We start from the raw sequence: 22,377 nt of genomic DNA on the forward strand, positions 1-22,377 counted from the left end.
TGGTGTTATAAACAAAATAAAGGAAATAGTAAATGCGAACAATTACAATGCAAGAATTAATAGAAGTAATGAAGGACAAAGCTGATATTATTGATGTGCGAGAAGCTTATGAATATGAAGCTGGACATGTACCAACAGCACGTAATCTCCCCATGAGTGAAATCGAAAACCGTATTGCCGAAGTTAATGTTGGAAGCTATATTATCTGTCAATCGGGTGCTCGCTCAGCACAGGTGACACAATGGCTCGCTGCAAATAATATCGACGCTATTAATGTCTTGGGCGGTACAAATGCTTGGGACGGTTGTTTGGCCAGTAAGGAGAACTGATGTTTGGATTATTTACTAAAATTAAAAGTATAACAACAACAGAGCTTGCTACACATCTGAGAAATAATCAGACAAAAGAAGAAGTTATTGATGTGCGAGAACCTTATGAATATAAAAAAGGGCATATTAGAGGAGCTATAAACATCCCTTTAGGGCAAGTTTCTGGTGCATCACTAGTATCCGGCAAAAAGTATTTTGTGATTTGTCAATCAGGGATGAGATCGAAAAATGCCTCTAAAATACTTTCAAAAATGAACTACAACGTAACAAACGTGACCGGGGGAATGCTGTCATGGCATGGTAAAGTGACACGAAAAGATTAAAAAGCTAAAAGCAGAAAAGTTCAGAGGGATTAACAAGTCTCTCTCTTTTTTTGATATAATACATTTATGACTTATCAAGTAAAAATAATATACCCTAAAGAAGAAGCTCTTGAGAGCAATAAATTAACAGAACGTACATTTAATGAATACATGGATGACTTGGAAGCAGAAGAAGTCATTAAACAGTATGAGCAACTTCTAACTGAAGGTTATTCTATTTCAGTTAACTTTTTCCCGCCACAAGTAGACAAAGAAGGTAGTGAACAAGATCCATTTAAAATTGCGGAGAGTTTTGAACTTGCTGGTATAACTTACAAAGCAACGTTGAAACTCAAAGCTTCAGGAACTTATGAAGATATGGTAAAAATTGCTAAAATGATTGAGCAACAAGGCTATGATTACAGCATCACTGTCAAACTTCAGATTAATGAAAATTCGCCCGTCGATTTTGAGAAAGAAAGTTCATGGTTTGATTCCGAATATGCAAAATATACGGTATTGCCTAAGGCAAGTAGCCAAGACATTTCAGATCTCCGCTCACTTTATGATATCTTATCCGAAGAACACTATAAGGTAAGCATCAATCTTAAAGCTAAAGTCAAAAAAGATGATGACGATAGCTTCGCCAGTCAGTTGGCAGCCTATCCTGCAGAAACTTTAGTGACCTTTAAATTGTCGGATGCTACAGTATAATAATTATTTTACATAAATAAAAATATGTAAAATAAAATTAAAAAGTGTCTGGGCTTAAGTCTTAATAATTAGTTAGATGGTCTTTAGATTGTTTTACATAAATAAAAAAAGAGCACAGGAATGCTCTTTTTTTAATTTTTCTTATTTTTCAATGCAGAATAACTTGCAAAGAGTCCCAGAATTACTAATACGAAGAACATAAGTAGAATGACTGATGTCCCAAATTGAGTGCCTTCTTTAAACCCTTGAGCGTGTTGAAAGACAGAGAGAATGTTGGCTACCAAAGCAGTTGCAATGGCTCCGATAAATTGCTGTGATGTATTAACCAATGCATTTCCGTCTGAGAGCTCTTCCGATGAAAGTGTGCTTAAACTGCTGGTCATTAAGTTGCTGTAGGAAACACCCAGCCCAAGCATCATAACGATATGCGCAATCAATAATAAAATAAGTGATTGCGTTGGTAGGAAAACAAAAAGTAAAATGATACCAAAGCTTGCAGTTAATAAACCAAAGGTGATTGGTTTCTTCGCACCAACCTGATCCAAAATTTTCCCAGAAATCGGAGCGAGGATTGCTCCAACAAGAGCTCCTGGAAACATAAAGAGTCCAGCCACAGCTGAGCTATATCCCGCAGAAACTTGGATAAAGTTAGGTAAAATAAAGGATAGACCTAAAAGAAGACCTTGATAAACCAGAAGCGTAAAGAGAAGTGCAACAAATTTATGATGACGTAATATAGCTAATTCGATCAGTGTTTCTTTACGATTATAATAAACAAAGAGTAGGGCACTTAAAATACCAACAATAAAGAGAATTACAAAGGTCAGAATTTGTTCGGCACTTAGGGCAGAAATGAAGACGAAAAACATGACAGAAAGTGCCAAAACTGGTCGAAGTGCCAGTTTTTTTGTCGTTTGTTTTTTCTCTTCTGGAAGTGAAGAAAGACCAATAATTAGGGATACAACGATTAATGGAAGTAAAAAGATGTAAATATAGCGCCAATCCAATGCGTTTGAGATGATACCACCATAAGTTGGCCCAATGGCCGGTGCAATTGATGTTGTCACTGTTCCTAATCCCATCATCATGCCACGTTTTTCAAGCGGCGCCTTGGTTAAGATAAGGTGGAACATTAAAGGCAAAGCAATACCGGTTCCGACACCTTGTAAAAGGCGTCCGGCTAGCAAGAGGGGAAAGTTAGGTGAAAAGCAATTAATCAAGACACCAAGGAAGAAAAGAAGATTCCCAGATATAAAGAGCTTACGAGACGAGAAGCGCTGATTAAAGTACGAAGACAAAGGAATAATAATCGCAATTGCTAATAGGTAAATAGTGGTCACCCACTGTATCTTGGAAGTACTTAGCCCAAACTCAGTAATTAATTGAGGGAAGGTCACGTTCATCGCTGTTTCGATTAATACACCTGAAAAAGACAAGAGCCCGGTAGCAATGACAGCACCTAAGAGATGAAATTGTTTGTTTTTATTCATGCAGTTAAATGTCCTCCTAATTTAAACAAAAAGAGGCGAAATTATTATCCTAAAATAATAATTTCGCCTCTGTATAATATCAACATAAATCTATGTTATCTGTACGAAAGTTATAACTTTTCTATTATAACTTCTATGATAAAAAAATGCAACTGTAAATATGAAAGTCAAACCCAAGAAATCTAATTGAAATTTTTTTGTTATTTAACTATCAAAAATTTAACCTGTATTTATTACTTAATTATTGATATTTTGAGGAAAAGGAGTTATTATATAGTTGTGTTTACAAACGTAAACAATTCGAGCAAGTGAGTTTCACTTCCTACAATAGAAATAAAATGGAGAAGACAAGATGATTAAATTTTACTACACTCCCTCATGTACCAGCTGTCGGAAAGCAAAAGTTTGGTTAGAAAACCACAATCTGGAATACACAGAGCATAACTTATTTGCTGATCCTTTGACAGAAGAGGAGATTGGTGAATTGTTAGCTAAAACAGAAAACGGCACTGAAGATCTCATTTCAACACGTTCACAAGCATTTAAAAATTTAAACGTCAATGTAGAAGATATGACTGTTAAAGAGTGGACAAAATTCATCTCACAACATCCGGAGCTTCTTCGCCGACCACTTTTAGTGAAAGGTCCACAGCTCCAAGCTGGATTTAATGAAGATCAATTGCGCAGTTTCTTTTCGAGAGAATATCGTCAAATTGAATTACAAGAAACAAAGAGCGCAGTAGCTTAAAGTACAAACTTGAAAAAATAATAGAAAAGAAAGAGGAAATAACCATGGCATATGTTACTAGTAATGATGAACAAAAAGTAGAAATCGTAAATATTGCTTCGCTTGAGAGACGTGTAAAAGATCGTATGGAAGCTCAAGGGAATAAAGGTGCCTTTGGTTATATTCGTGGTGGCGCAGAGGATGAGTGGACAATGTGAGAAAACACAGCTTCCTTTAATACTAAAACAATCTCTCCTCGTGTGTTACGGGGAATTGATTCTGCAGACTTGAGAACCAGCATTTTTGGAATTGATCTTAAAACACCGATTATACAAGCTCCGGTGGCTGCACAAGGTTTAGCTCATATGGAAGGAGAGGTTGATACAGCTAAAGCCATGGAAGAAATGGGATCACTTTTCTCTATTTCAACTTATGGTTCAACATCTGTGGAAGATGCAGCAGCAGCAGTTAATGGAGCACCGCAATTTTTTCAACTTTATATGAGTAAAGATGACCAATTTAATCAGTTCTTGCTTGAAAAAGCTGTAAAATCTGGAGTTAAAGCGATTATCTTAACTGCTGACTCTACACTAGGTGGATATCGAGAAGAAGATGTGATTAATCATTTCCAATTTCCACTTCCAATGCCAAATTTGGCAGCATTTTCTGAGTCGGATGGCGTAGGAAAAGGTATTTTTGAAATTTATGCGGAAGCAAAACAAGGTCTCGTTCTCTCTGACATTCAAAAAATTAAAAACTGGACAAATCTTCCTGTTATCGTGAAAGGTATTCAAGATCCAGTTGATGCGATGGAGGCTATTGCAGCTGGTGCTGATGGTATTTGGGTATCTAATCACGGAGGTCGCCAACTTGATGGAGGACCAGCTTCCTTTACCGTCCTTCCAAGAATTGCACAAGTGGTCAATAAACGTGTCCCAATTATTTTTGATAGTGGTGTACGTCGTGGGGAGCATGTCTTCAAAGCTTTAGCTAGTGGTGCAGACCTTGTTGCTATTGGTCGTCCCGTACTTTACGGCTTAAACTTAGGCGGGAAAGAAGGTGTTAAATCAGTGTTTGAACATCTTAATAAAGAATTATCGATTACCATGCAGTTAGCTGGTGCTAAAGATATTGAAGCTATCAAAAATACTGACTTACTTTAAATTTGAGTAAGTTAAATCAAAAAGTGTATCGAAAATCCTCTCTTAAAAAGTTATTTTTCGGGTATCTTTACCTTTTCAGACTATTTCGTAGTATAATTAAGATATATTGAAATGAAAAGGCTTTCGCTAGAGAGCAGCAATTCGTCATCTAATTTTCGGTCACTCATATTTTAAGTTTTTAGAAATGAGAGGAAATAGTAATGGTAGAAACAATAAAAGCTGGTGTTGCAGCAGTTAAAGTTCTTGAAAATTGGGGAGTAAAAGATATTTATGGTCTGCCAGGTGGCTCCATTAATTCTTTGATGGATGCCCTCTTAGAAGAAAAAGAGCGTATTCATTTTGTTCAGGTCCGTCATGAAGAAGTGGGTGCGATGGCTGCAAGTATGCACGCTAAATTTACCGGACATATCGGTGTAGCCTTCGGTTCTGCAGGACCTGGCGGAACGCACTTAATGAACGGTTTATATGATGCAAAAGAAGATCATGTTCCTCTGTTGGCAATTATTGGTCAATTTGGCACTACTGGAATGAATATGGATACTTTCCAAGAAATGAATGAAGATCCTATTTATGCTGATGTTTCAGTCTACCATCGTGTGGTCATGACCGCACAATCGCTTCCTCATATTATTGACGAAGCGATTCGTCAAGCCTACAGCAAAAAAGGTGTGGCTGTAGTTCAACTTCCTGTTGATTTAGGTTGGCAAGAAATTGAAAAAGATTCATAGTTTGATGCAAGTCAAGCTTATATCCAACCGGAACTTGCTGAACCCAAGCAAGAGGCTATTGAGCAAGCGATGCAAATTTTACAAAATGCTGAACGTCCTGTCATTTTCTCTGGTATCGGGATGCGTGGCGCAGGGACTGAACTTATGGAGCTTTCAAAAAAAATTAAAGCCCCAGCAATGGTTTCCGCACTGGCTATTGATATTGTGGATGATGACTTTGAGGCTTTTCTTGGATCGCCTACTCGAGTTTCAAGAAAACCAGCTAATGATGCTATTGCAAACGCAGATACGGTTTTAATGCTGGGAACGAATCAACCTTTTATCGATGTTACGAATATGTTTGAACATGTGAAACACGTGATTCAAGTAGATATCGATCCTGCAAAACTAGGCAAACGACAACGGACAGAACTCGGCATTTTAGCAGATGCTAAAAAAGTTGTGAAAGCCCTCTCTCAGCAAATGAAGGAAAAAGAAGAGACACCTTGGTGGCGTGCTAATGTAAAAAATATCGCTAACTGGAAAAATTATACGCAGACCCTTGAAGAAGATAAAGAAAATCCGTTGAATCTTTATCAAGTCTATCATGCTATTAATAAAGTCGCGAAAAAGGATGCACTTTTTTCAACTGATGTTCGAGATGTTACGATGACGTCTGTTCGTCATTTGCATATGGGTAAAGGTCAACTTTGGCGCACTTCTGGTTTGTTTGCGACAATGGGTGTTGGGCTTCCCGGTGCGATTGCGGCCAAGTTAGATTTCCCTAATCGTCAAGTGTGGTCACTTTCAGGTGATGGTGCTTTTTCAATGGTTATGCAAGATTTAGCAACTCAAGCTCAAGAAAAGTTACCAATTATTAATGTCGTTTTCTCTAATCAACAGTTTGGTTTTATCAAAGATGAGCAAGAAACGACTAATAGAGGTTATCTTGGGGTGGAATTTACTGGGATTGATTTTGCAAAAGTTGCTGAGGCAATGGGCGTTCATGGCTTTACAGTTAACAAAGTCGAAGAGTTGGACAATATTTTTGCCCAAGCAATGAAGTTGGTTGAATCAGGCTTACCTGTACTTATTGATGCTAAAATTACGGGTGAAAGTCCTATTCCAGTGGAACGTCTGCAGCTTGACCCTAAACAATATCCACAAGAAACTATTGATGCTTTCAAAGAACGTTTCCATGCTGAAGAATTACAACCTTTTGCTGTTTATATGGAGGAAGAAGGTTTAGTTGAGGCAGGAAAGGCGACAGATTTGGGAGGCTTCTAATCACATTAAGGGGGGAAAATGGACAATTCAAAAATTAATAATCAAGCAACAACTGATGAAAACTTGGAGCAAGCAGGTTACCGACGTTATCGTGGTAAGGAAATGGATATCTATTATAATGCTCAAATTTGCGAGCATGCAGGAGAATGCGTACGTGGTAATGCGGCTGTCTGGGAAGTGGGGCGCAGACCATGGATTATCCCAGACAATGGAGAAAAATTTGATAATCAAGAGATTATCAATCGTTGTCCATCTGGTGCACTAAAATTTATCAAGTAAAAAGAAAAGAGGAAGACTATGAAAACTGTTGAAGAAGACAACAACATTATCTTGTACAATGACAATAATGAACGCATCGGCGAGATGACATTTATGAGAATGGGCAATAATATTGTTATCACTCATACAGGTGTTGCTATTAAATATCGAGGCCAGGGTCTTGCTCAACTACTTTTAAAAGCAGGTATCGAGAAAGCACGTAAAGAAAATCTCAAACTTCAAGCGACTTGCCCGTATGCGGCAAAGTATTTTAGAACCCACAAAGAAGAATTACAAGACGTTTTAAAATAGGAAAAACAAGTCAAAACATTCGCGTTTTGGCTTTTTTCCTATTATGATGGATTTAAGAGAAAGTTGGAGGAGCAGATATGGAAAAATATGACTATATTATTATCGGTGCAGGACCTGGAGGGAATGCACTAGCTTATGCACTCAAAGAGCAGGGAGCATCTGTCCTAATTGCGGAAAAGGATAAATGGGGCGGAACGTGCCCGAACTATGGTTGTGATCCCACAAAGATTATGATGGCACTTGTTGAAGCAAAGTACAGAGCAGAAAATCTCGTATCCGCTGGTTTACACGGTAACCTTAGAATTGATTGGCAAGAGATGCTAGCTCGAAAAAGAGCATACAGTGATGGCATTCCTTCAAGCACTGAACAAGGATTGAAAAGCGCAGGCATTAAGACTGTTTATGGCTCGGCAAGTTTTCAGACCGATGGACATCTAGATGTCGGGGATAAGGCATACTTTGCGGATAACTATATCCTAGCAACTGGTGCACGACCAAGGGTTTTGGATATTCCGGGTAATGAGTATTTACTGACTTCAAATGACTTCTTAGAGCTAGAGGAACTTCCCAAACGTCTTGTTTTCTTAGGTTCGGGTTATGTCTCACTTGAATTAGCGCAAATCGCTAATGCAGCGGGAGCTGAGGTTTCTGTTCTCACACACGGAGCACTAAAAATTCGAGGTTTCGCGGATGAATTTGCAGCCTCGTATATTAAGCAATTACAAAAGGAAGGCATTTCCTTTATTGATAATTTTTCGCCTGAAAGGCTTGAACAAACTGACTCAGGAATCAAAATCACTAGTGAAGACAATCGCAAAGTCACTGCTGACGGTTTTATCTCAGCAGTCGGGCGTATTCCAAATATTGAAGACCTAAATCTGGACGCTGTCGGTGTAAAAACAACGGCTAAAGGTATTGAAGTCAATGAATTTTTACAAACTAATAATCCAAGTATATATGCTATCGGAGATGTTTTAGATAAAAAGCAGCCCAAGCTAACCCCTGTTTCAGGTTTTGAAGCTAGATACCTTGCACGTTATTTTGCACAGGACGGTCAAAATGAAGGTATCAAATATCCGGCCATTCCTACTGTTATTTTTGGATCTAGCAAACTCGCCCAAATTGGTCAAACCAAAATTCTTGATAAAGAAAATGAGCGAAACATAGATATGACGGATTGGTATACCTATAAACGCATAGCTGATCCTCTTTCAAAAATTAATGTTATTGTAAATGATAAAAATGAAATTCTTGGAGCGACACTTCTCTCGACAGTGGCAGAAGAACTTGTAAATATCTTGAATTTCTGCATTAATCAAGCTATTAATTTGGACAAATTTCAAAATATGATCATGGCCTATCCCACAATTGCTAGTGATTTATTCTATCTTTATGACTAAAAAGCAGAAAGAGCCAAGGTTGAGGCTCTTTTTTTTGCGTTTTTTAATTAATCTAATAATTTTTAGTTTATGCTTGACATATTTACAGCAAGCGATTACAATAGTTAAGTAATATGTGAGAACGTTTCCACATTATGTCACAAGGAGGTCTATTGGCTACAATCAAACAGGTTGCCTCGAAAGCTGGCGTTTCCGTGTCTACAGTTTCAAGATATATCACACATAACGGATATGTTAGCGCAGAAGCAGAGGTAAAGATTAAAAATGCGATTCAGGACTTGAATTACTCACCAAATATCTCGGCTCAGTCTCTAAAAAGTAAAAAAAGTAACTTGGTTGGTCTTTTATTGCCTGATATCTCTAATCCCTTCTTTCCAATGTTGGCGAAAGGAGTGGAAGAATTTCTTAGAGAAAAAGGCTACCAATTAATTTTAGGGAATGTTAGTGAAGATCGTGAAATAATCAAGTCCTATCTTCAGTTTTTAGTTCAAAGCAATGCTGCTGGTGTCATCACAACGGTTGACTTTAAGGAAGAATTTCCTGAGTTTGATTTACCTGCAGTAACTGTGGATCGTGTAGGTAAGAAAAGTGAATTTGGTGTCTTCTCTGACAACAGCCACGGCGGATTTCTGGCTGCCAAGGCTGTAGTAGAAGCAGGAGCACAGCAGATTGCAGTTGTTCGAGGACCATTGACAACGGATAATACGAATGAACGCTTTAGTTCTAGTATTACCTACTTAAATCAAGCAGTGGTGGACTATCAAGTTTTTCAAAGTATGAGCTATGATTTTTTGGAAATCCAAGCGGAAGCAGAAAAACTTCTCAAAGAACAAAACACTCTTGATACGATTATTCTGCCTTCTGATGTTCATGCGGTTGCATATATGCAGGAGATTCATCGCATAAATAAACGTATTCCTGAAGATATCCAACTGATTGGTTATGATGATATTTTGATGAGCAAATACGTTTATCCCGCTCTTTCAACAATTCATCAACCCGCTTATGAAATGGGGCATGAAGCGGCCCAATTAATTTATAAAATGGCAAACCATCAGCCAATTGACCAAAAACAGATTAAACTTAAAGTTTCTTATGTTGAACGTGACAGTACAAGAAAAATAAAGGAGAACTAAAATGAATAAGATCACAATTATTGGCAGTATCAACCTAGATACAACTTTGAGAGTAAGCAATATGCCGAAACCAGGTGAGACTTTACATGCTAAAGAACATTTTACTGCCGGTGGCGGTAAAGGTGCCAACCAAGCGGTAGCAGCAAAGCGTTCTGGCGCTGATACTTTCTTTATCGGTGCCATTGGTAAAGACGGTGCTGGACAAATGATGCGTGAGCTTTTAGAGTATGAAGATATAGATACTTCAGCTGTCCAACTCTTAGAAAGCCAATCTACAGGTCAAGCCTTTATTACCGTGGATGATTCTGGTGAAAACAGCATTATGATTTTCTCAGGGGCGAATAATGCATTTACACCGGATCACGTTGAAAACTCAAAGCATATTATTGCCAACAGCGATTTTTTGATTGCCCAATTTGAAAGTACCCTTGACAGTACAGTTACTGCCTTTAAGCTTGCTAAAGAAAATGATGTTAGAACTATTCTTAATCCAGCACCTGCGAGAACGGATATTCCACAAGAGCTCTTAGCTACAACCGATATCATTATTCCCAATGAAACTGAAGCTGAACTCATAACTGGAATAAAAGTAGAAGATGAGCATAGTCTAAAAGCTGCTGCTGATTACTTCCACAATCTTGGTATTGAAGCAGTGATTATCACCTTAGGAAGTAAAGGAGCTTATTATGATATCAAAGATGGCAAGTCTGGTATTATTCCTGCTTTCAAGGTAGCGGCTGTCGATACAACAGCTGCTGGTGATACTTTCATCGGTGCTTTAAGCACTGTTTTAAAAGCTGATTTCAGTAATATTGAGGATGCTATTCTTTATGGCAGTAAAGCTTCATCACTGACTGTACAAAGATATGGCGCACAACCCTCTATCCCTTACAAAAATGAACTGGATTAGGAGTATTTCAAATGAAAAAAACAAAAGTTATAAATTCTGATATTTCACGTGTCATTGCTCAAATGGGTCACTTTGACAAGCTTAGCATTGGTGATGCTGGGATGCCAGTTCCAAGAGGAACAGAAAAAATTGACTTGGCTGTAGATAATGGTATTCCAAGCTTCATGGACGTCTTAAATAACGTGTTAGAAGAACTTGAAGTTCAAAAAATCTATCTTGCTGAAGAGATAAAAGAAAATAACCCAAAAATTTTAACTCAAATTACTGATCGCTTACCTAATACACCTGTCGAATTTATTCCACATAGCGATATGAAGGCAGAGTTAAATAACTGTCATGCCTTTATCCGTACAGGAGAAATGACACCTTACGCAAACATCTTACTAGAAAGCAATGTCGTATTTTAAAGACAAATAGGAGAAAAACAAAAACATGAATACAACAGCACTATTAATTGGCCTTGGCCCGCTTCTTGGTTGGGGGCTTTACCCAACAATCGTTTCAAAAATTGGTGGGAAACCCGTCAACCAAATCCTTGGTTCAACTTTAGGTACTCTAATTTTTGCCCTAGTTTTTTCCATGTCACAAGGCATTCATTTAGCTTCAGGGATGGATTTATTTCTCGGTATTTTATCTGGAATCGGTTGGGCTGCAGGGCAAATCGTAACTTTTTACTGTTTTAGTTTGATTGGTTCTTCTAAAGTAATGCCAATTACGACAGCTTTCCAACTCTTGGCTGCATCACTTTGGGGTGTTGTTGCTTTGGGAAACTGGCCTGGTGTTAGTGCTAAAATTTTGGGAGCTTTCTCTCTTATACTTATTATTTTTGGCGCGAGCTTGACTGTTTGGTCTGAAGAAAAAACGCCTGCAAGTACGGGTCTTTTGAGAAAAGTAGTTATTTTCTTAGCGCTTGGTGCGATTGGGTATTGGGCCTACTCTGCTGCTCCTCAAGCTAGTAACTTGTCAGGTCAAGAAGCCTTTCTCCCACAAGCCATTGGTATGCTCTTGACTGCCCTTATTTACAGTATTGTTATCTCTTTCAAAGAAAAGTCTAAAATGGCAATCTTTGAAAGTGTATCATACAAACATATCATCTCCGGTTTCTTCTTTGCATTTGCGGCCTTAACTTACCTCATCTCTGCTCAACCTGATATGAATGGTTTGGCGACTGGATTTATTCTTTCTCAAACATCTGTTGTTTTAGCAACATTGACAGGTATCTGGTTCTTAAATCAAAGAAAAACAAAAAAAGAAATGCTCCTAACAATTATTGGTCTGGTCTTAATCATTATTGCAGCCTCAATAACTGTTACAATCTAAAGAGAAATACAGCTTTAAAGGCTGTATTTTTTTATATTAAGATATGCTATACTTAAAGTAAAAGAAAGGAGCAATTATGCACGTAAATAAGGAAATTGTAAGACATGGGGAGGCACTTGCTCACGTCTGAACCATATTGTCTCCCAATAAGTCACTAAAACTTTTTGGAGGAACAAAACATGAACACAAACTATAGATTAAATACATTAGGCTTCACAGAAAAATTTAAAAAAGAAGCTATGAATTATCCAGATTTTTATCCCGGACGAGTGATTGAACAGAATCGCAATCAATACATCGTCGCAACTCAATCAGGTGAAGTCAAAGCAGAAGTATCGGGGAAATATCGTTTTGAAGCATTAGAATCACTTGACTTTCCAGTAGTCGGCGATTTCGTTCTCTTAGATAGAGAAACAGATTCTACTGGACGAGCACAAATTCAGCACTGTTTGCCACGCCACTCAGCTCTTATTCGTAAAGCAGCTGGAGAGACACATGAACGCCAACTTATGGCGGCTAATATAGATAAAGTCTTGATTTGTATGTCGCTTAATGAAGACTTTGGACTAATGTCAAATATTTAGACACAAAATGAGCTATATTTTCTTAAAATAGTTTTCTTCTTTCTGATTTGGAGTTAAACCATTGTTTGCGGAATGAGGATTATAGTTGTTATAAAACTGTTCGATGTATTCAAAGCAAGAGAGTTGAACTTCTTGAATGGAGTGATAAGTTCTTCTGTTTATTTCCCGTTGTTTGAGGTACTTGAAAAAGGCCTCAGTGACAGCATTATCATAAGGATATCCAGGTTTGGAGTAAGAAGCAAGCAATTGATGCTCATCTAATATTTTTCTAAAGGAAGCTGATTTAAATTGGCTACCTTGATCCGAATGAAAAATGATTGGTTCCTTAGGCTTCCTCTTATTTATAGCCATCCCTAATGTGTCACAGGCAAGTTTAGCATCAATCCTGTCACTTACTTTCCAAGCAATACATTTTCTAGAGTAGAGGTCAAGGATGGCGCAGAGATAAACATGCCGTCTATGTCCTATAGAAATATAAGTGAAATCAGTTGTCCATACTTGATTCGGGGACTTAGGATTAAATTCTTGTTTAAGGAGATTATCAGAAGAAAATGCAGGAGAGTGTTTTGATTTAACTCTAGGTTTAATCGTTGACATTTTAGGGAGTGTCATAGACTTGAGAAGTCTTAAGATACGCCCCTCAGAAATATTAACGCCATAATCACGCAGGAGAATGATTTTAAAAGCTCTCGTTCCAATTCTTTTCTTGGCTTTCATATAAATCTCAAGGAGTAATTTTCTCAAGCGTTGATTTTCTATTTCACGTTTTGAGGGCTTCTTGTTTATGAAGTTATAGTAGGTGGAACGATTGACATGTAAAACACGACAGAGCATAACTGTCGTGTGTTCAAATCGGAGTCTATAGACTGCTTTTAATCTCACTTGGAGTTTTGCATGAATATGGCACTTGCTTTTTTTAAGATAAGATTTTCTTCTTCGAGTTGGGCATTCCTTTTTTGTAATTCTTGAATCTGTTTAGCAGTCAAGACCGTATTATCTTCAAGACGAACTTGAGAGTACTGCTTGATCCATTTTGCAAGTGCAGAAGGGGAGACACCATAGTCTTTACAGAGTTCGGATTGAGTTTTACCTGTTTGGTAGAGATTAACGAGAGATTGCTTAAATTCCTCGTCGTAACGTTTAAAACCTGACATAAAAGTCCTTTCATTTTTGTGTCTTAATAGACAGATTATAACACACAATTTTCTGTCCACTTTTATAGTATAGCTCCAAACATAACTAAAATAGAAATAGAGCCGAGGTGGCAAACGAAAATATGAAACCAGTTTTATATGAGCCTAAGGCAACGGATTTTGAAAATGATGGTGGACTTTGCACCCTTTCAGATTGTCGATCTTTGAAAGTAACAGAAGAAGCAAACGGTTCTTATATTGTAGAACTTACATTTCCAATTACAACAAAATATGCGGAATATTTAGAAGACGTGAACTATCAAATCAAATGTAAACCAAATGATTTAGATAGCTATCACGTTTTTTATATTTACACGCATTATAAAGATATGGCTACCGGACTTTTATATGTGACTGCAAAATCTCGCACAATGAAGTTAGGTAATCGTACCGTAAAAAATGTAGTTATTGACAGTAAATCTGGAATCGAAGCTATGGCTTTACTTCACGATGGAATGGATTTGGAAAGCGATATTGAAATGTTTAGTGATATCACTACCGTTTCTTCAACCAGTTTTGAAGTTGCAAATCCTCTTGAATGTATAAAAGGTATTGATGGCTCTCTTAATCAAAGATACGGTGGGGAAATTAAACATGAACCCCATCGTATTTCTTTACTTAAGAGACGTGGAAAAGATAACGTTACAATAATTCGATATCGAAAAAATTTAGAGGGTTTAAAACTTGAGTTTAACTGGGATGGACTCATTACTCGAATTTTTCCTTATGCAGATTTACAGAATGAAGAAGGCGAAACAGAACGTGTTTATGGCACAAAAGTTGATTCTAAGTTTATAGGGAACTATGATGGTGAAGTTTATGCAAGACACATCCAATTTACTGAAGAACAGGGGGTATCAGATGTAAAAAGCTTAAATACAGTAGCTTCAAAATATTTTACCTCAATGAATCCTGGTGTAGATAAGCCTAAAGTTAGCGCTGAGGTAAATATCCGAAAACTAGAGAATCATGCAAAGTTCAAAAACTTTAGGCAACTTGGTATTTTCGATACGTTTACCGTTTATCATGAGCGCTATAATATTAATCTTGAATTAACAGTCAATAAAATCGTATACGATGGACTTCTAGAACAAGTTGAATCTATTGAAGCTGGCGATCCCAAGTTTACATTTTTTGAGGAACAACAAAATCAATTTTCTGAAGTGATGAAAAAGGTTCCTACAAAAAATTACAATAGTTCTTTTATTGATTATGTGACAAAAATTATCAGTGGTAACGACGGAGGGAATGTTATTTAGTGGCCTAAAAATAGACCAACAGATTTATTCTTTGTGGATGGAGAAACTTTAGAAGATTCTAAAAAAGTTCTCCGTATAAATAAAAGTGGCATGGGATTTAGTTCTAATGGATGGAAAGGTCCTTTTAAAACTGCTTGGACTCTTGATGGTGTTTTCATTGCAGATTTCATTAAAGCAGGCATACTGTCAGGTATTCTTGTTCAAGGTAGTGTGATCAAAACAGCAGATAAAAACGATAAATATCAGGTTGTCTTAGATGGTGGGAGACTTTCTTTTGAAGAATTTAAAGATGCTACAGGTCCTGATGATGCACACGGGAAGACACTCAGTGAATTTTTCGTTTCTTATGATGCAGAAAGTAATAAAGTTAATGGAACTGCCATTGTCCAAAAACCTGGATACATCTTTTCAATCAATTCAGGTAAAGCAAACGGGAATTCACAAGCTGTTATTCAAATCCCTGAAGACTCAACCGGAGATAATAAAAAGTTAAAACTATTTGGAGATGTTTACGTTGAAGGACGATTATTCATTAATAAGCAACAAGTCATACCTGGCTCTGGAGGTTCTGGAGGTGGATACCTTCCAGGAGGATTCCCACCAGAAATTGTTACAGATCAAGAAAAGAATGCTTGGATAGTTTGGCAGTTCTTGAAATCAAAAGGCTACACTGAACAAGCTGCCGCAGGTATTCTCGGGAATATGGAGCAAGAGTCTGGTGTGATGCCAGATACAGACCAAGTTGGCGGTCCTGCTTATGGTTTGGTACAGTGGGACGGCTCCGCTTATCCTCTGGTTCCTCCTGCTACATGGAATGGACGTGAATATGTCCAAAACTTGATGCGTGCCGCAGGAATTTCTGGAGATTACCGCATTGCTAAAACACAATCTCAACTCTTAGAGTGGTGTATGTTTAATGGGCAATATATTAAAACAAGCGCCTATCCTTATTCTGTTGCTCAGTTTAAAGGATTGACAGATATTTCTACAGCTACAACGGCTTTTGAAGCGAACTTTGAGCGCCCTGCAGTGACTCATCCAGAACGTGTTCAGCTTGCGATTAAATGGTATAACAAGCTTCACGGCTTGAAACCACCAACACCGCCAGATCCAGGAGGAAGCTTAAAAGAGCGATTGGATAAATTCTACAATACCTATAAAGAACGTTACGTTCAGAATGGGCAGTGCGTAGGATTGACAACTGCATGGATGGCAACACTCACCGCAAATAAATACGGCATGACACCGTGGAATTCTCAATCTACTAATCCAGATGGCTCTCCAACTTCTGGAAATCCACGCTGGAATTATGAAATTAATATCGGTGATGGAATTTCGGCTGCGACAATCGGCACATTTGCACCGCCTCCAGGCTGGACAAAAATTATCCCTCATAGTGCAGAAGATTGCAAAGCGGGGGATATTTTCTATGTCGGAACAGACAGTGGAATATCTACAGGACATACGGGGATCGTCTTTGAAGATGGGAAAAATGGAAGAGTTCCAACACTTGACCAGAACTTTCTTAACTCTCCTGTCAGATGGTTTGATGGTGGTCCAAGTAGTTCATGGGGGCTTTATAACTGGTTCTGTATTTGGAGAAAGAACACATAAGGAAAGGAGAAACAATTGAAAAAATGGAATGTCATACTTTCCACAACGGAGCCTGACAACTATGTAGGGATCATCAATGTCCGTCAAGGAAATGTCAACAGTGAGGTTATAGAAGCACAAATTGTGCAAAATGGTTTACCATTGGATCTCACAGACTGTACGGCAACTTTTCAAGCATTTCTAGGTGGAGAACACGTTGTGGAGCGTTCTTGTAAAATTATTGATTACAAGAAAGGAATTGTGCAATATACCTTTGATGAATATACTCTACAATCTCTACATAGACAGAAAGCCAATATTGCTTTTTACAAAGGTGAGGAAGAGATTGCGACCACTCAAGATTTTACTTATTTTGTCATTCATGCTGTATCCAAAACTCCAGGGGAGATGAGTTCTTATTGGCAAACTGCAGAGGATTTGATTAATGACATGAAAGACTACCTCAATGCAGGAAAAGGAGACTTTGAGGATTGGTTTAAATCAATAAAAGATATTTTGGAATCTATTGATCCAGGTGGTAAATTACTTTCTGAGGTTTTGGATCTCAAAAAGATTGTTTATCGTAAGGTACCGAGTGGTTTTAATGTTGTTATTGAGCATGATTCAGAGTATCAACCGGATGTGAAAGTAACTTATTACAAAAATTCAATTGGAACCGAAGCGAATGGTTTTGACAGTGGTCCAGTATTTGGCGGAGAGCGAATTTATAACCTAGCTTATTCATTAAGCTATATCAGAAATAAAGTCAATGTTGAGCTTCCGTCAGTTTATACTATGGACGGAGAAGTTGTAAATAATGGTAACGAACTATTGTTAATCAACGGAACTGAAGTTATTCGTTTTGTTATTGAGGGGGCAACAATCACCAAAGGCTATGTTGAAAAAGTAAAGACACCAACTAATCTAACTGTTTCTGATGTCACTTCTTCAAGTGCTAAATTTTCATGGGAAAACGGGTGATACTATGGCAGATAAAAATTATTTACATACCGCCTATTCCAAAAGCGCAAACGGTGCGGACGGTTTCACTACTGTTTATCCTAATTTGAATTTGTTGAAAAACACAAAATCACAATCATACACTTCTACTGGTACGGCAACTAATAACTCATCTAATATATATCCATTAGATGGAAATGTAGCTGATATATTAAATAAGCCAATTACTATTACTTATGATTATACGATTACAAACTCATCAGGAACTTGGTCAGGTTCAATTAGACCTACTTATGGTTTAGGAGTTACAAATCAAAGTGTTAGTAGCACTAAACTGAGCGGCACTTGCAAAGAGACAGTAACTTTAACAGCGGTTAGTCAAAGTTCGTATGGAATCTTAACATCAGGTTTACCTACAGGATCAAAAGTCACAATTACAAATTTAAAAGTAGAATTTGGTTCAACAGCCACTCCATACATATCTTCAGCTAGCGAAGTCACAACTGCTGACTGGCCAAAGTACGTAGGAACTTACGTTGATACTAACCTGGTTTCTAGTACGGACCCAAGTAAGTATGTTTGGGACGAAATGAAGTATCGGGTTTATTTAGATGGTGTGCCTGTAGGTGGAAGTAAACTTCTGTCATTTGATTTGGAAAATCTAAAGGCGGGCACAACATACAATGTTCAGGTTAATCAAATTAATGGCAATGTTGAAAGCGACAAGTCAGAAAGTGCTGTTTTTAAAACAACACTAACCCAATAATAGAAATAGGAGAAAAAATGGCAAAACTTAAGAAAATCTATCGGGGCATGCAAAATGGTGCAGAGACAATTAATGATAATTTTGAAACTTTGACAAGGGACACAGGATGGAAAGATATAGAAGTGATGAATGGTTTTAAGTCAGGAACCTTCCCAGCGCAATATCGTATTTTAAATGGTTGCCTTTACTTGAGAGGACGTATAATTACAGTCACTACTACTTCAGGAACAGGCGTTCAGTTTGGAAAAATTCCAGTTTCTATTAGTCAACAACATGAATGGCTTGGAGGGATAATTGGTTCTGATACTACGGTGCGTATGAGTCTTTCCACTAGTGGGGCTCTCACTCTGACACCTATAGGAGATATGGGGAATGCCTATCAGATAGTAGGGTTTGATACTAGTTTTCTAGTAGATTAGAAAGGGAAAAAATTTGGAAGAAAAAGCATGGCAAGAGGTCCTAGAACGCTTGGCCAGAATTGAAACTAAACTTGACAATTATGAATTGTTGAGAGAAAAAGCGGATAAAGCTTACTCAGTGGCTTTGCATAATGAAGAGGCAATTAAAGAAATCAAATCGAATAACAAATGGGCTTGGGGCTATATGATTGCTCTAGGTCTTGGAGTAGTGAGTTATTTTTTAACAAAAGGAATCGGAGGATAATCTGTGAATAAAATTAATTGGGAAGTACGACTTAAAAGTAAAACGTTTTGGCTGGCAGCTGTGCCGGCTTTTCTTTTACTCGCACAAACTATTGGAGCCCCATTTGGTTATAAATGGGATTTTGTAGTATTGAACCAACAACTGGCAGCAATTATCAATGCTGCTTTTGGTTTGTTGGCAATTATTGGCGTTGTGGTTGATCCCACAACTGCGGGAATTAAAGACAGCCAACGTGTTATGGAAAAATTGGAGGGCAACAAATGAAAAAAATTATTAAAGCCACGACAATTGGAATTCTAGCTCTGACGAGTTTCGGTGCAACAAGCCAAGCATTTGCGGCAGTAGGAGACCAAGGAGTGGATTGGTCTGTTTATAACGGCTACCAAGGGAACTTTGGTTATGCCAGTGATGAATTCTCTATTGCACAAATTGGGGGAACCTATGGCGGGTATTACGTGGACCAGTTGACTTATAATAGTCAAGTTCAAAATACTCTGGCACAAGGGAAACGTGCGCACACTTATATTTGGTATCAAGTGGGAGGCTCCACTGAACTTTCAAAAGGTGTGCTTGATCGATACTTGCCACAAATTGCTACACCTAAAGGCTCTATTGTCGCTCTTGATTATGAGAGTGGTGCGAGTGGAAGTAAGCAGGCGAACACAGATGCTATTCTTTACGGAATGCGACGTGTGAAAGAAGCAGGATATACACCTATGTATTACAGCTACAAGCCTTATACAATCGCAAATGTGGACTACAAACGCATTATTAAAGAGTTTCCTGGATCCCTTTGGATTGCGGAATAGCCAAACTATGAAGTAACTCCAACACCAAACTGGAATTTCTTCCCAAGTATGGATGATATTGGTATTTTCCAATTTACTTCCACTTATGTGGCAGGGGGATTGGATGGTAATATTGACCTTACAGGTATCACGGATAATGGATATGATGGAAAAGTACCTGATCCAGCACCAACACCAAATCCAACTCCAAGTCCAAGCAATAAAACTCACATTGTACAATATGGTGACACGTTGAGTAGCATTGCTTACAGTTGGGGTACAAGCTGGCAAGAATTGGCCCGTCAGAACGCTTTGAGTAATCCTAACCTTATTTATGCAGGACAATCAATCAGCTACTCAGGTGGCTCAAATGCAGCAACAGGCGGAACTTATACCGTACAATACGGAGATAACCTCTCCGTTATTGCACAACGTTTAGGCACAACTGTACAGCACCTTGTTTCAAGTAACGGAATTCAAAACCCTAACTTGATTTATGCAGGGCAAAACCTAAATTATTAATATAAAAAGGAAGCTCGGTCTCTTGACCGGTCTTTTTTGTATTTACGAGGAATAATTAGTAATTAGGAGTTATGATATAGTATATTGACTAAACTCATAAAATATTATAAGGAGGAAGTATTATGGAATTTGAAAAGCAAACACCAATGGCCGTTGCGAATTACACTATTACATACGCAAAGGAAAATAATATACCTATTTCAAATTTACAATTACAAAAAATATTATATTATTTACAAGCAGCCTTCTTATATGAATATGACCAGGAACTTTTTGAAGGAAAATTTGAAAGATGGGACTATGGACCTGTTCAACAAGACGTGTACAATGCATACAGAGACTGTGGAGCTATGTTGATTGAAGCTCCAGCCCCTCGATATTCTTTTGAGGCAGGACGTTTCGATGTATCTGCTCCAGAAGAAATATCACAATCTGTATTAGATGATACTAAAAAAATAACGTTTCTTAGAGCATCATTGAATAAGTTACTTACTTATAAGCCATGGGAGTTAGTCAATAGAACTCATAAGCAATCGCTTTGGACTGATTACGAAGAGCAAATAAAATTGCACTCAGCTCCACAATACGATAATGAAGAAATAAAAGCATTTTTTAAAGCAGACGATAACAAAGAGGAACGCTTGTGGCAGCAGGTATAAATAAAGAACACTTTATTGGTGAATTACTACATGATTTAATTTGCGGTGTCAATGATGACGGCATGCTTGGGAGATTTACATATTTTATACAGCAGGATATCTATAAGAATTATGATATTATTGCTCTGTATATTTATAAAATGTCTTCTGAGGACTTAATGAAGCTAGAGTCATTTTTTAAAGATAATAAAGATCAAGGCTCTACACCGTATGGTATTTTCACTCAAGAATTATTTCAAAAAAAACTCCTAACTTATGAGGTAGAAGTTTGGAAGAAGCTTGGAGGATTTGAGCGAAATATTAATCTATCCATGATTCAAAGGGAATTTATCTTAGACAATGTAAAACATGCAAATGAAGAAGCAGAGAAAGCTAAAAAAGTTGCTGAGACTGCAGGTGAGATAAAAACTAAAATATACTCAGAATTTCTTGGAATACTTGCCATTTTTACAGCATTAACATTTTCAATGATGGGATCAATTCAACTTTTAGGTAATGTGTTTAATAGCGTTAAAGGTTTAGACGACGATGCTCTAGGATTCGCTATGATAACAAGTTCAGTTTATTTGTTAGTTATTTATTTACTTATTATAGTTATGTTTGTTGGGGTAAAGAAAATTATAGGAAATGGTAATGACTATGAGTTTAATCCAAAAGTTACAAAGTTAGTTTTTGGAGTAGTTATAGTGTTATTTTGCTTAGGATTATGGTTTAAAACTTTTTAAATGAATTCGTCTAAGACGTCTACTTTATGTAGGCGTTTTAATTTCTTTACAGATATTTTTTAATTAAGGCTACTTCTGCCAGTTGTAGGAGAATTTTGTGTGCTATAATAATAAAGGCAAAAAATTAATAAATGAATTAATATGTATTTGTAAAGTCACGCCTTGCCAGCGTGGCTTTTTTTGTTTTTGTTAATACCCCACTCTATAAGTGATTTATGATATATTTAAAAAGGCAAAATAAAATGATCTAAAACCTTTTTATTTCTATACACACTAGCTTCGCCTTGCCAGCGGGCTTTTTATTTGCGTATATTCAGAAGTAATGATAAAATATTATTTATATTTTTTTCATAAAATTTACTCACTGTCCTCAACCTTGGTTGGGGATTTTTTGTTATAATAAAAATGTCGGACACAAACCTTTTACCAGATTACACACGTCTGACATCGTTCCCTTACGAGATTGTGGGAGCTTTTTTTCATAAATATAAATATGATATAATAATATTAGTCGATAAGGTGTCTGTGCGCAGCCCTTTGGGGAAAATCTTAAATGATTTATCAACCTTGGTTTAGGCCTTGGCTGTTTTTATGATATAGACCGTGTTTC

The 22,377-nt window shown here is 37.4% G+C and carries 21 protein-coding genes and 5 pseudogenes; 24 read left to right on the top strand and 2 right to left on the bottom strand.

Annotated elements, in window-relative coordinates:
- Nucleotides 1-32: 32 nt before the first annotated feature.
- The 3 genes from J0J36_RS05060 to J0J36_RS05070 all read left to right on the top strand — a co-directional run bounded on the left by J0J36_RS05060 (nucleotide 33) and on the right by J0J36_RS05070 (nucleotide 1,345).
- Complete coding sequence (locus J0J36_RS05060) at nucleotides 33-329, top strand: rhodanese-like domain-containing protein (protein ID WP_019292302.1); 297 nt, start codon at nucleotides 33-35, stop codon at nucleotides 327-329.
- Entirely contained in the window at nucleotides 329-652 is a 324-nt protein-coding gene (locus J0J36_RS05065) for a rhodanese-like domain-containing protein (RefSeq protein ID WP_153924824.1), read from the top strand. Before J0J36_RS05060 ends, J0J36_RS05065 begins: the two co-directional genes overlap by 1 nt.
- Nucleotides 653-718: 66 nt before the next feature.
- Nucleotides 719-1,345 carry a hypothetical protein gene (locus tag J0J36_RS05070; RefSeq protein WP_019292300.1) on the top strand — a complete coding sequence of 209 codons (627 nt, stop codon included), beginning with the start codon at nucleotides 719-721 and terminating at the stop codon, nucleotides 1,343-1,345.
- A 131-nt stretch (nucleotides 1,346-1,476) separates the two neighbouring features.
- Here J0J36_RS05070 and J0J36_RS05075 read toward each other — a convergent pair whose 3' ends face one another.
- Nucleotides 1,477-2,835 (bottom strand): MFS transporter, encoded by a 1,359-nt coding sequence (locus J0J36_RS05075; protein WP_117517600.1) that lies wholly within the window; start codon nucleotides 2,833-2,835, stop codon nucleotides 1,477-1,479.
- Between the two features lie 352 nt (nucleotides 2,836-3,187).
- Here J0J36_RS05075 and spx point away from each other — a divergent pair, with 352 nt between their 5' ends.
- From spx to J0J36_RS05130, 11 genes and pseudogenes are all read left to right on the top strand, one after another.
- Entirely contained in the window at nucleotides 3,188-3,583 is a 396-nt protein-coding gene (gene spx / locus J0J36_RS05080; protein ID WP_019292298.1) for a transcriptional regulator Spx, read from the top strand.
- Between the two features lie 44 nt (nucleotides 3,584-3,627).
- Nucleotides 3,628-4,725: pseudogene (locus J0J36_RS05085) on the top strand (lactate oxidase).
- Between the two features lie 200 nt (nucleotides 4,726-4,925).
- A pseudogene (gene spxB / locus J0J36_RS05090) lies at nucleotides 4,926-6,719 on the top strand (pyruvate oxidase).
- A gap of 18 nt (nucleotides 6,720-6,737) precedes the next feature.
- Nucleotides 6,738-6,998 carry a (4Fe-4S)-binding protein gene (locus tag J0J36_RS05095; protein ID WP_019292296.1) on the top strand — a complete coding sequence of 87 codons (261 nt, stop codon included), beginning with the start codon at nucleotides 6,738-6,740 and terminating at the stop codon, nucleotides 6,996-6,998.
- 18 nt (nucleotides 6,999-7,016) lie between these two features.
- A complete protein-coding gene (locus J0J36_RS05100; protein WP_153924826.1) occupies nucleotides 7,017-7,289 on the top strand; it encodes a GNAT family N-acetyltransferase in 273 nt (90 codons plus the stop codon).
- 77 nt (nucleotides 7,290-7,366) lie between these two features.
- On the top strand, nucleotides 7,367-8,689 hold the full coding sequence (locus J0J36_RS05105) for an NAD(P)/FAD-dependent oxidoreductase (RefSeq protein WP_019292294.1): 1,323 nt from the start codon (nucleotides 7,367-7,369) through the stop codon (nucleotides 8,687-8,689).
- A gap of 152 nt (nucleotides 8,690-8,841) precedes the next feature.
- Entirely contained in the window at nucleotides 8,842-9,825 is a 984-nt protein-coding gene (locus J0J36_RS05110) for a LacI family DNA-binding transcriptional regulator (protein ID WP_040087449.1), read from the top strand.
- Nucleotide 9,826: 1 nt separating this feature from the next.
- A complete protein-coding gene (gene rbsK / locus J0J36_RS05115) occupies nucleotides 9,827-10,735 on the top strand; it encodes a ribokinase (RefSeq protein ID WP_040087451.1) in 909 nt (302 codons plus the stop codon).
- A gap of 11 nt (nucleotides 10,736-10,746) precedes the next feature.
- The gene (gene rbsD, locus J0J36_RS05120) at nucleotides 10,747-11,142 is read left to right on the top strand and encodes a D-ribose pyranase (RefSeq protein ID WP_019292291.1); all 396 of its coding nucleotides are present in this window, start codon (nucleotides 10,747-10,749) and stop codon (nucleotides 11,140-11,142) included.
- Nucleotides 11,143-11,167: 25 nt separating this feature from the next.
- Nucleotides 11,168-12,055 (top strand): ribose/proton symporter RbsU, encoded by an 888-nt coding sequence (gene rbsU, locus J0J36_RS05125; protein WP_019292290.1) that lies wholly within the window; start codon nucleotides 11,168-11,170, stop codon nucleotides 12,053-12,055.
- A 179-nt stretch (nucleotides 12,056-12,234) separates the two neighbouring features.
- A pseudogene (locus J0J36_RS05130) lies at nucleotides 12,235-12,624 on the top strand (ribosome small subunit-dependent GTPase); the annotation flags it as partial.
- Between the two features lie 11 nt (nucleotides 12,625-12,635).
- Here J0J36_RS05130 and J0J36_RS05135 read toward each other — a convergent pair.
- Nucleotides 12,636-13,793, bottom strand: a pseudogene (locus J0J36_RS05135) (IS3 family transposase).
- A gap of 107 nt (nucleotides 13,794-13,900) precedes the next feature.
- Between J0J36_RS05135 and J0J36_RS05140 the strand changes: the two are divergent.
- The 10 genes and pseudogenes from J0J36_RS05140 (at nucleotide 13,901) to J0J36_RS05185 (ending at nucleotide 21,767) form a co-directional block, all read left to right on the top strand.
- On the top strand, nucleotides 13,901-15,091 hold the full coding sequence (locus tag J0J36_RS05140; RefSeq protein ID WP_206886692.1) for a phage tail spike protein: 1,191 nt from the start codon (nucleotides 13,901-13,903) through the stop codon (nucleotides 15,089-15,091).
- Nucleotides 15,092-15,124: 33 nt separating this feature from the next.
- Nucleotides 15,125-16,705 carry a phage tail tip lysozyme gene (locus tag J0J36_RS05145; RefSeq protein WP_242520572.1) on the top strand — a complete coding sequence of 527 codons (1,581 nt, stop codon included), beginning with the start codon at nucleotides 15,125-15,127 and terminating at the stop codon, nucleotides 16,703-16,705.
- Nucleotides 16,706-16,720: 15 nt separating this feature from the next.
- Nucleotides 16,721-17,665 (top strand): BppU family phage baseplate upper protein, encoded by a 945-nt coding sequence (locus J0J36_RS05150; protein ID WP_153924832.1) that lies wholly within the window; start codon nucleotides 16,721-16,723, stop codon nucleotides 17,663-17,665.
- 4 nt (nucleotides 17,666-17,669) lie between these two features.
- A complete protein-coding gene (locus J0J36_RS05155) occupies nucleotides 17,670-18,410 on the top strand; it encodes a fibronectin type III domain-containing protein (protein WP_206886693.1) in 741 nt (246 codons plus the stop codon).
- Between the two features lie 17 nt (nucleotides 18,411-18,427).
- Nucleotides 18,428-18,829, top strand: coding sequence for a hypothetical protein (locus J0J36_RS05160; protein WP_153924837.1), 402 nt, complete (start codon nucleotides 18,428-18,430; stop codon nucleotides 18,827-18,829).
- Nucleotides 18,830-18,842: 13 nt separating this feature from the next.
- Nucleotides 18,843-19,073: a hemolysin XhlA family protein gene (locus tag J0J36_RS05165; protein WP_019292914.1), complete on the top strand. Its 231-nt coding sequence runs from the start codon at nucleotides 18,843-18,845 to the stop codon at nucleotides 19,071-19,073.
- Nucleotides 19,074-19,076: 3 nt separating this feature from the next.
- The gene (locus tag J0J36_RS05170; protein WP_153924840.1) at nucleotides 19,077-19,337 is read left to right on the top strand and encodes a phage holin; all 261 of its coding nucleotides are present in this window, start codon (nucleotides 19,077-19,079) and stop codon (nucleotides 19,335-19,337) included.
- Nucleotides 19,334-20,383, top strand: a pseudogene (locus tag J0J36_RS05175) (LysM peptidoglycan-binding domain-containing protein). Before J0J36_RS05170 ends, J0J36_RS05175 begins: the two are co-directional and overlap by 4 nt.
- Before the next feature lie 122 nt (nucleotides 20,384-20,505).
- Entirely contained in the window at nucleotides 20,506-21,042 is a 537-nt protein-coding gene (locus tag J0J36_RS05180) for a Panacea domain-containing protein (protein ID WP_052729032.1), read from the top strand.
- Nucleotides 21,027-21,767 (top strand): hypothetical protein, encoded by a 741-nt coding sequence (locus J0J36_RS05185; protein ID WP_046401295.1) that lies wholly within the window; start codon nucleotides 21,027-21,029, stop codon nucleotides 21,765-21,767. Before J0J36_RS05180 ends, J0J36_RS05185 begins: the two co-directional genes overlap by 16 nt.
- Nucleotides 21,768-22,377: the final 610 nt, after the last annotated feature.

The organism is Lactococcus sp. LG1074, from assembly GCF_017309525.1.
Lineage (GTDB): Bacteria > Bacillota > Bacilli > Lactobacillales > Streptococcaceae > Lactococcus > Lactococcus petauri.

Bases quoted from the DNA above. Each gene is read 5' to 3' on its own strand.
- J0J36_RS05060 (WP_019292302.1), top strand. From the start codon at position 33: ATGCGAACAATTACAATGCAAGAATTAATAGAAGTAATGAAGGACAAA.
- J0J36_RS05065 (WP_153924824.1), top strand. From the start codon at position 329: ATGTTTGGATTATTTACTAAAATTAAAAGTATAACAACAACAGAGCTT.
- J0J36_RS05070 (WP_019292300.1), top strand. From the start codon at position 719: ATGACTTATCAAGTAAAAATAATATACCCTAAAGAAGAAGCTCTTGAG.
- J0J36_RS05075 (WP_117517600.1), bottom strand. From the start codon at position 2,835: ATGAATAAAAACAAACAATTTCATCTCTTAGGTGCTGTCATTGCTACC.
- spx (WP_019292298.1), top strand. From the start codon at position 3,188: ATGATTAAATTTTACTACACTCCCTCATGTACCAGCTGTCGGAAAGCA.
- J0J36_RS05095 (WP_019292296.1), top strand. From the start codon at position 6,738: ATGGACAATTCAAAAATTAATAATCAAGCAACAACTGATGAAAACTTG.
- J0J36_RS05100 (WP_153924826.1), top strand. From the start codon at position 7,017: ATGAAAACTGTTGAAGAAGACAACAACATTATCTTGTACAATGACAAT.
- J0J36_RS05105 (WP_019292294.1), top strand. From the start codon at position 7,367: ATGGAAAAATATGACTATATTATTATCGGTGCAGGACCTGGAGGGAAT.
- rbsK (WP_040087451.1), top strand. From the start codon at position 9,827: ATGAATAAGATCACAATTATTGGCAGTATCAACCTAGATACAACTTTG.
- rbsD (WP_019292291.1), top strand. From the start codon at position 10,747: ATGAAAAAAACAAAAGTTATAAATTCTGATATTTCACGTGTCATTGCT.
- rbsU (WP_019292290.1), top strand. From the start codon at position 11,168: ATGAATACAACAGCACTATTAATTGGCCTTGGCCCGCTTCTTGGTTGG.
- J0J36_RS05155 (WP_206886693.1), top strand. From the start codon at position 17,670: ATGGCAGATAAAAATTATTTACATACCGCCTATTCCAAAAGCGCAAAC.
- J0J36_RS05160 (WP_153924837.1), top strand. From the start codon at position 18,428: ATGGCAAAACTTAAGAAAATCTATCGGGGCATGCAAAATGGTGCAGAG.
- J0J36_RS05180 (WP_052729032.1), top strand. From the start codon at position 20,506: ATGGAATTTGAAAAGCAAACACCAATGGCCGTTGCGAATTACACTATT.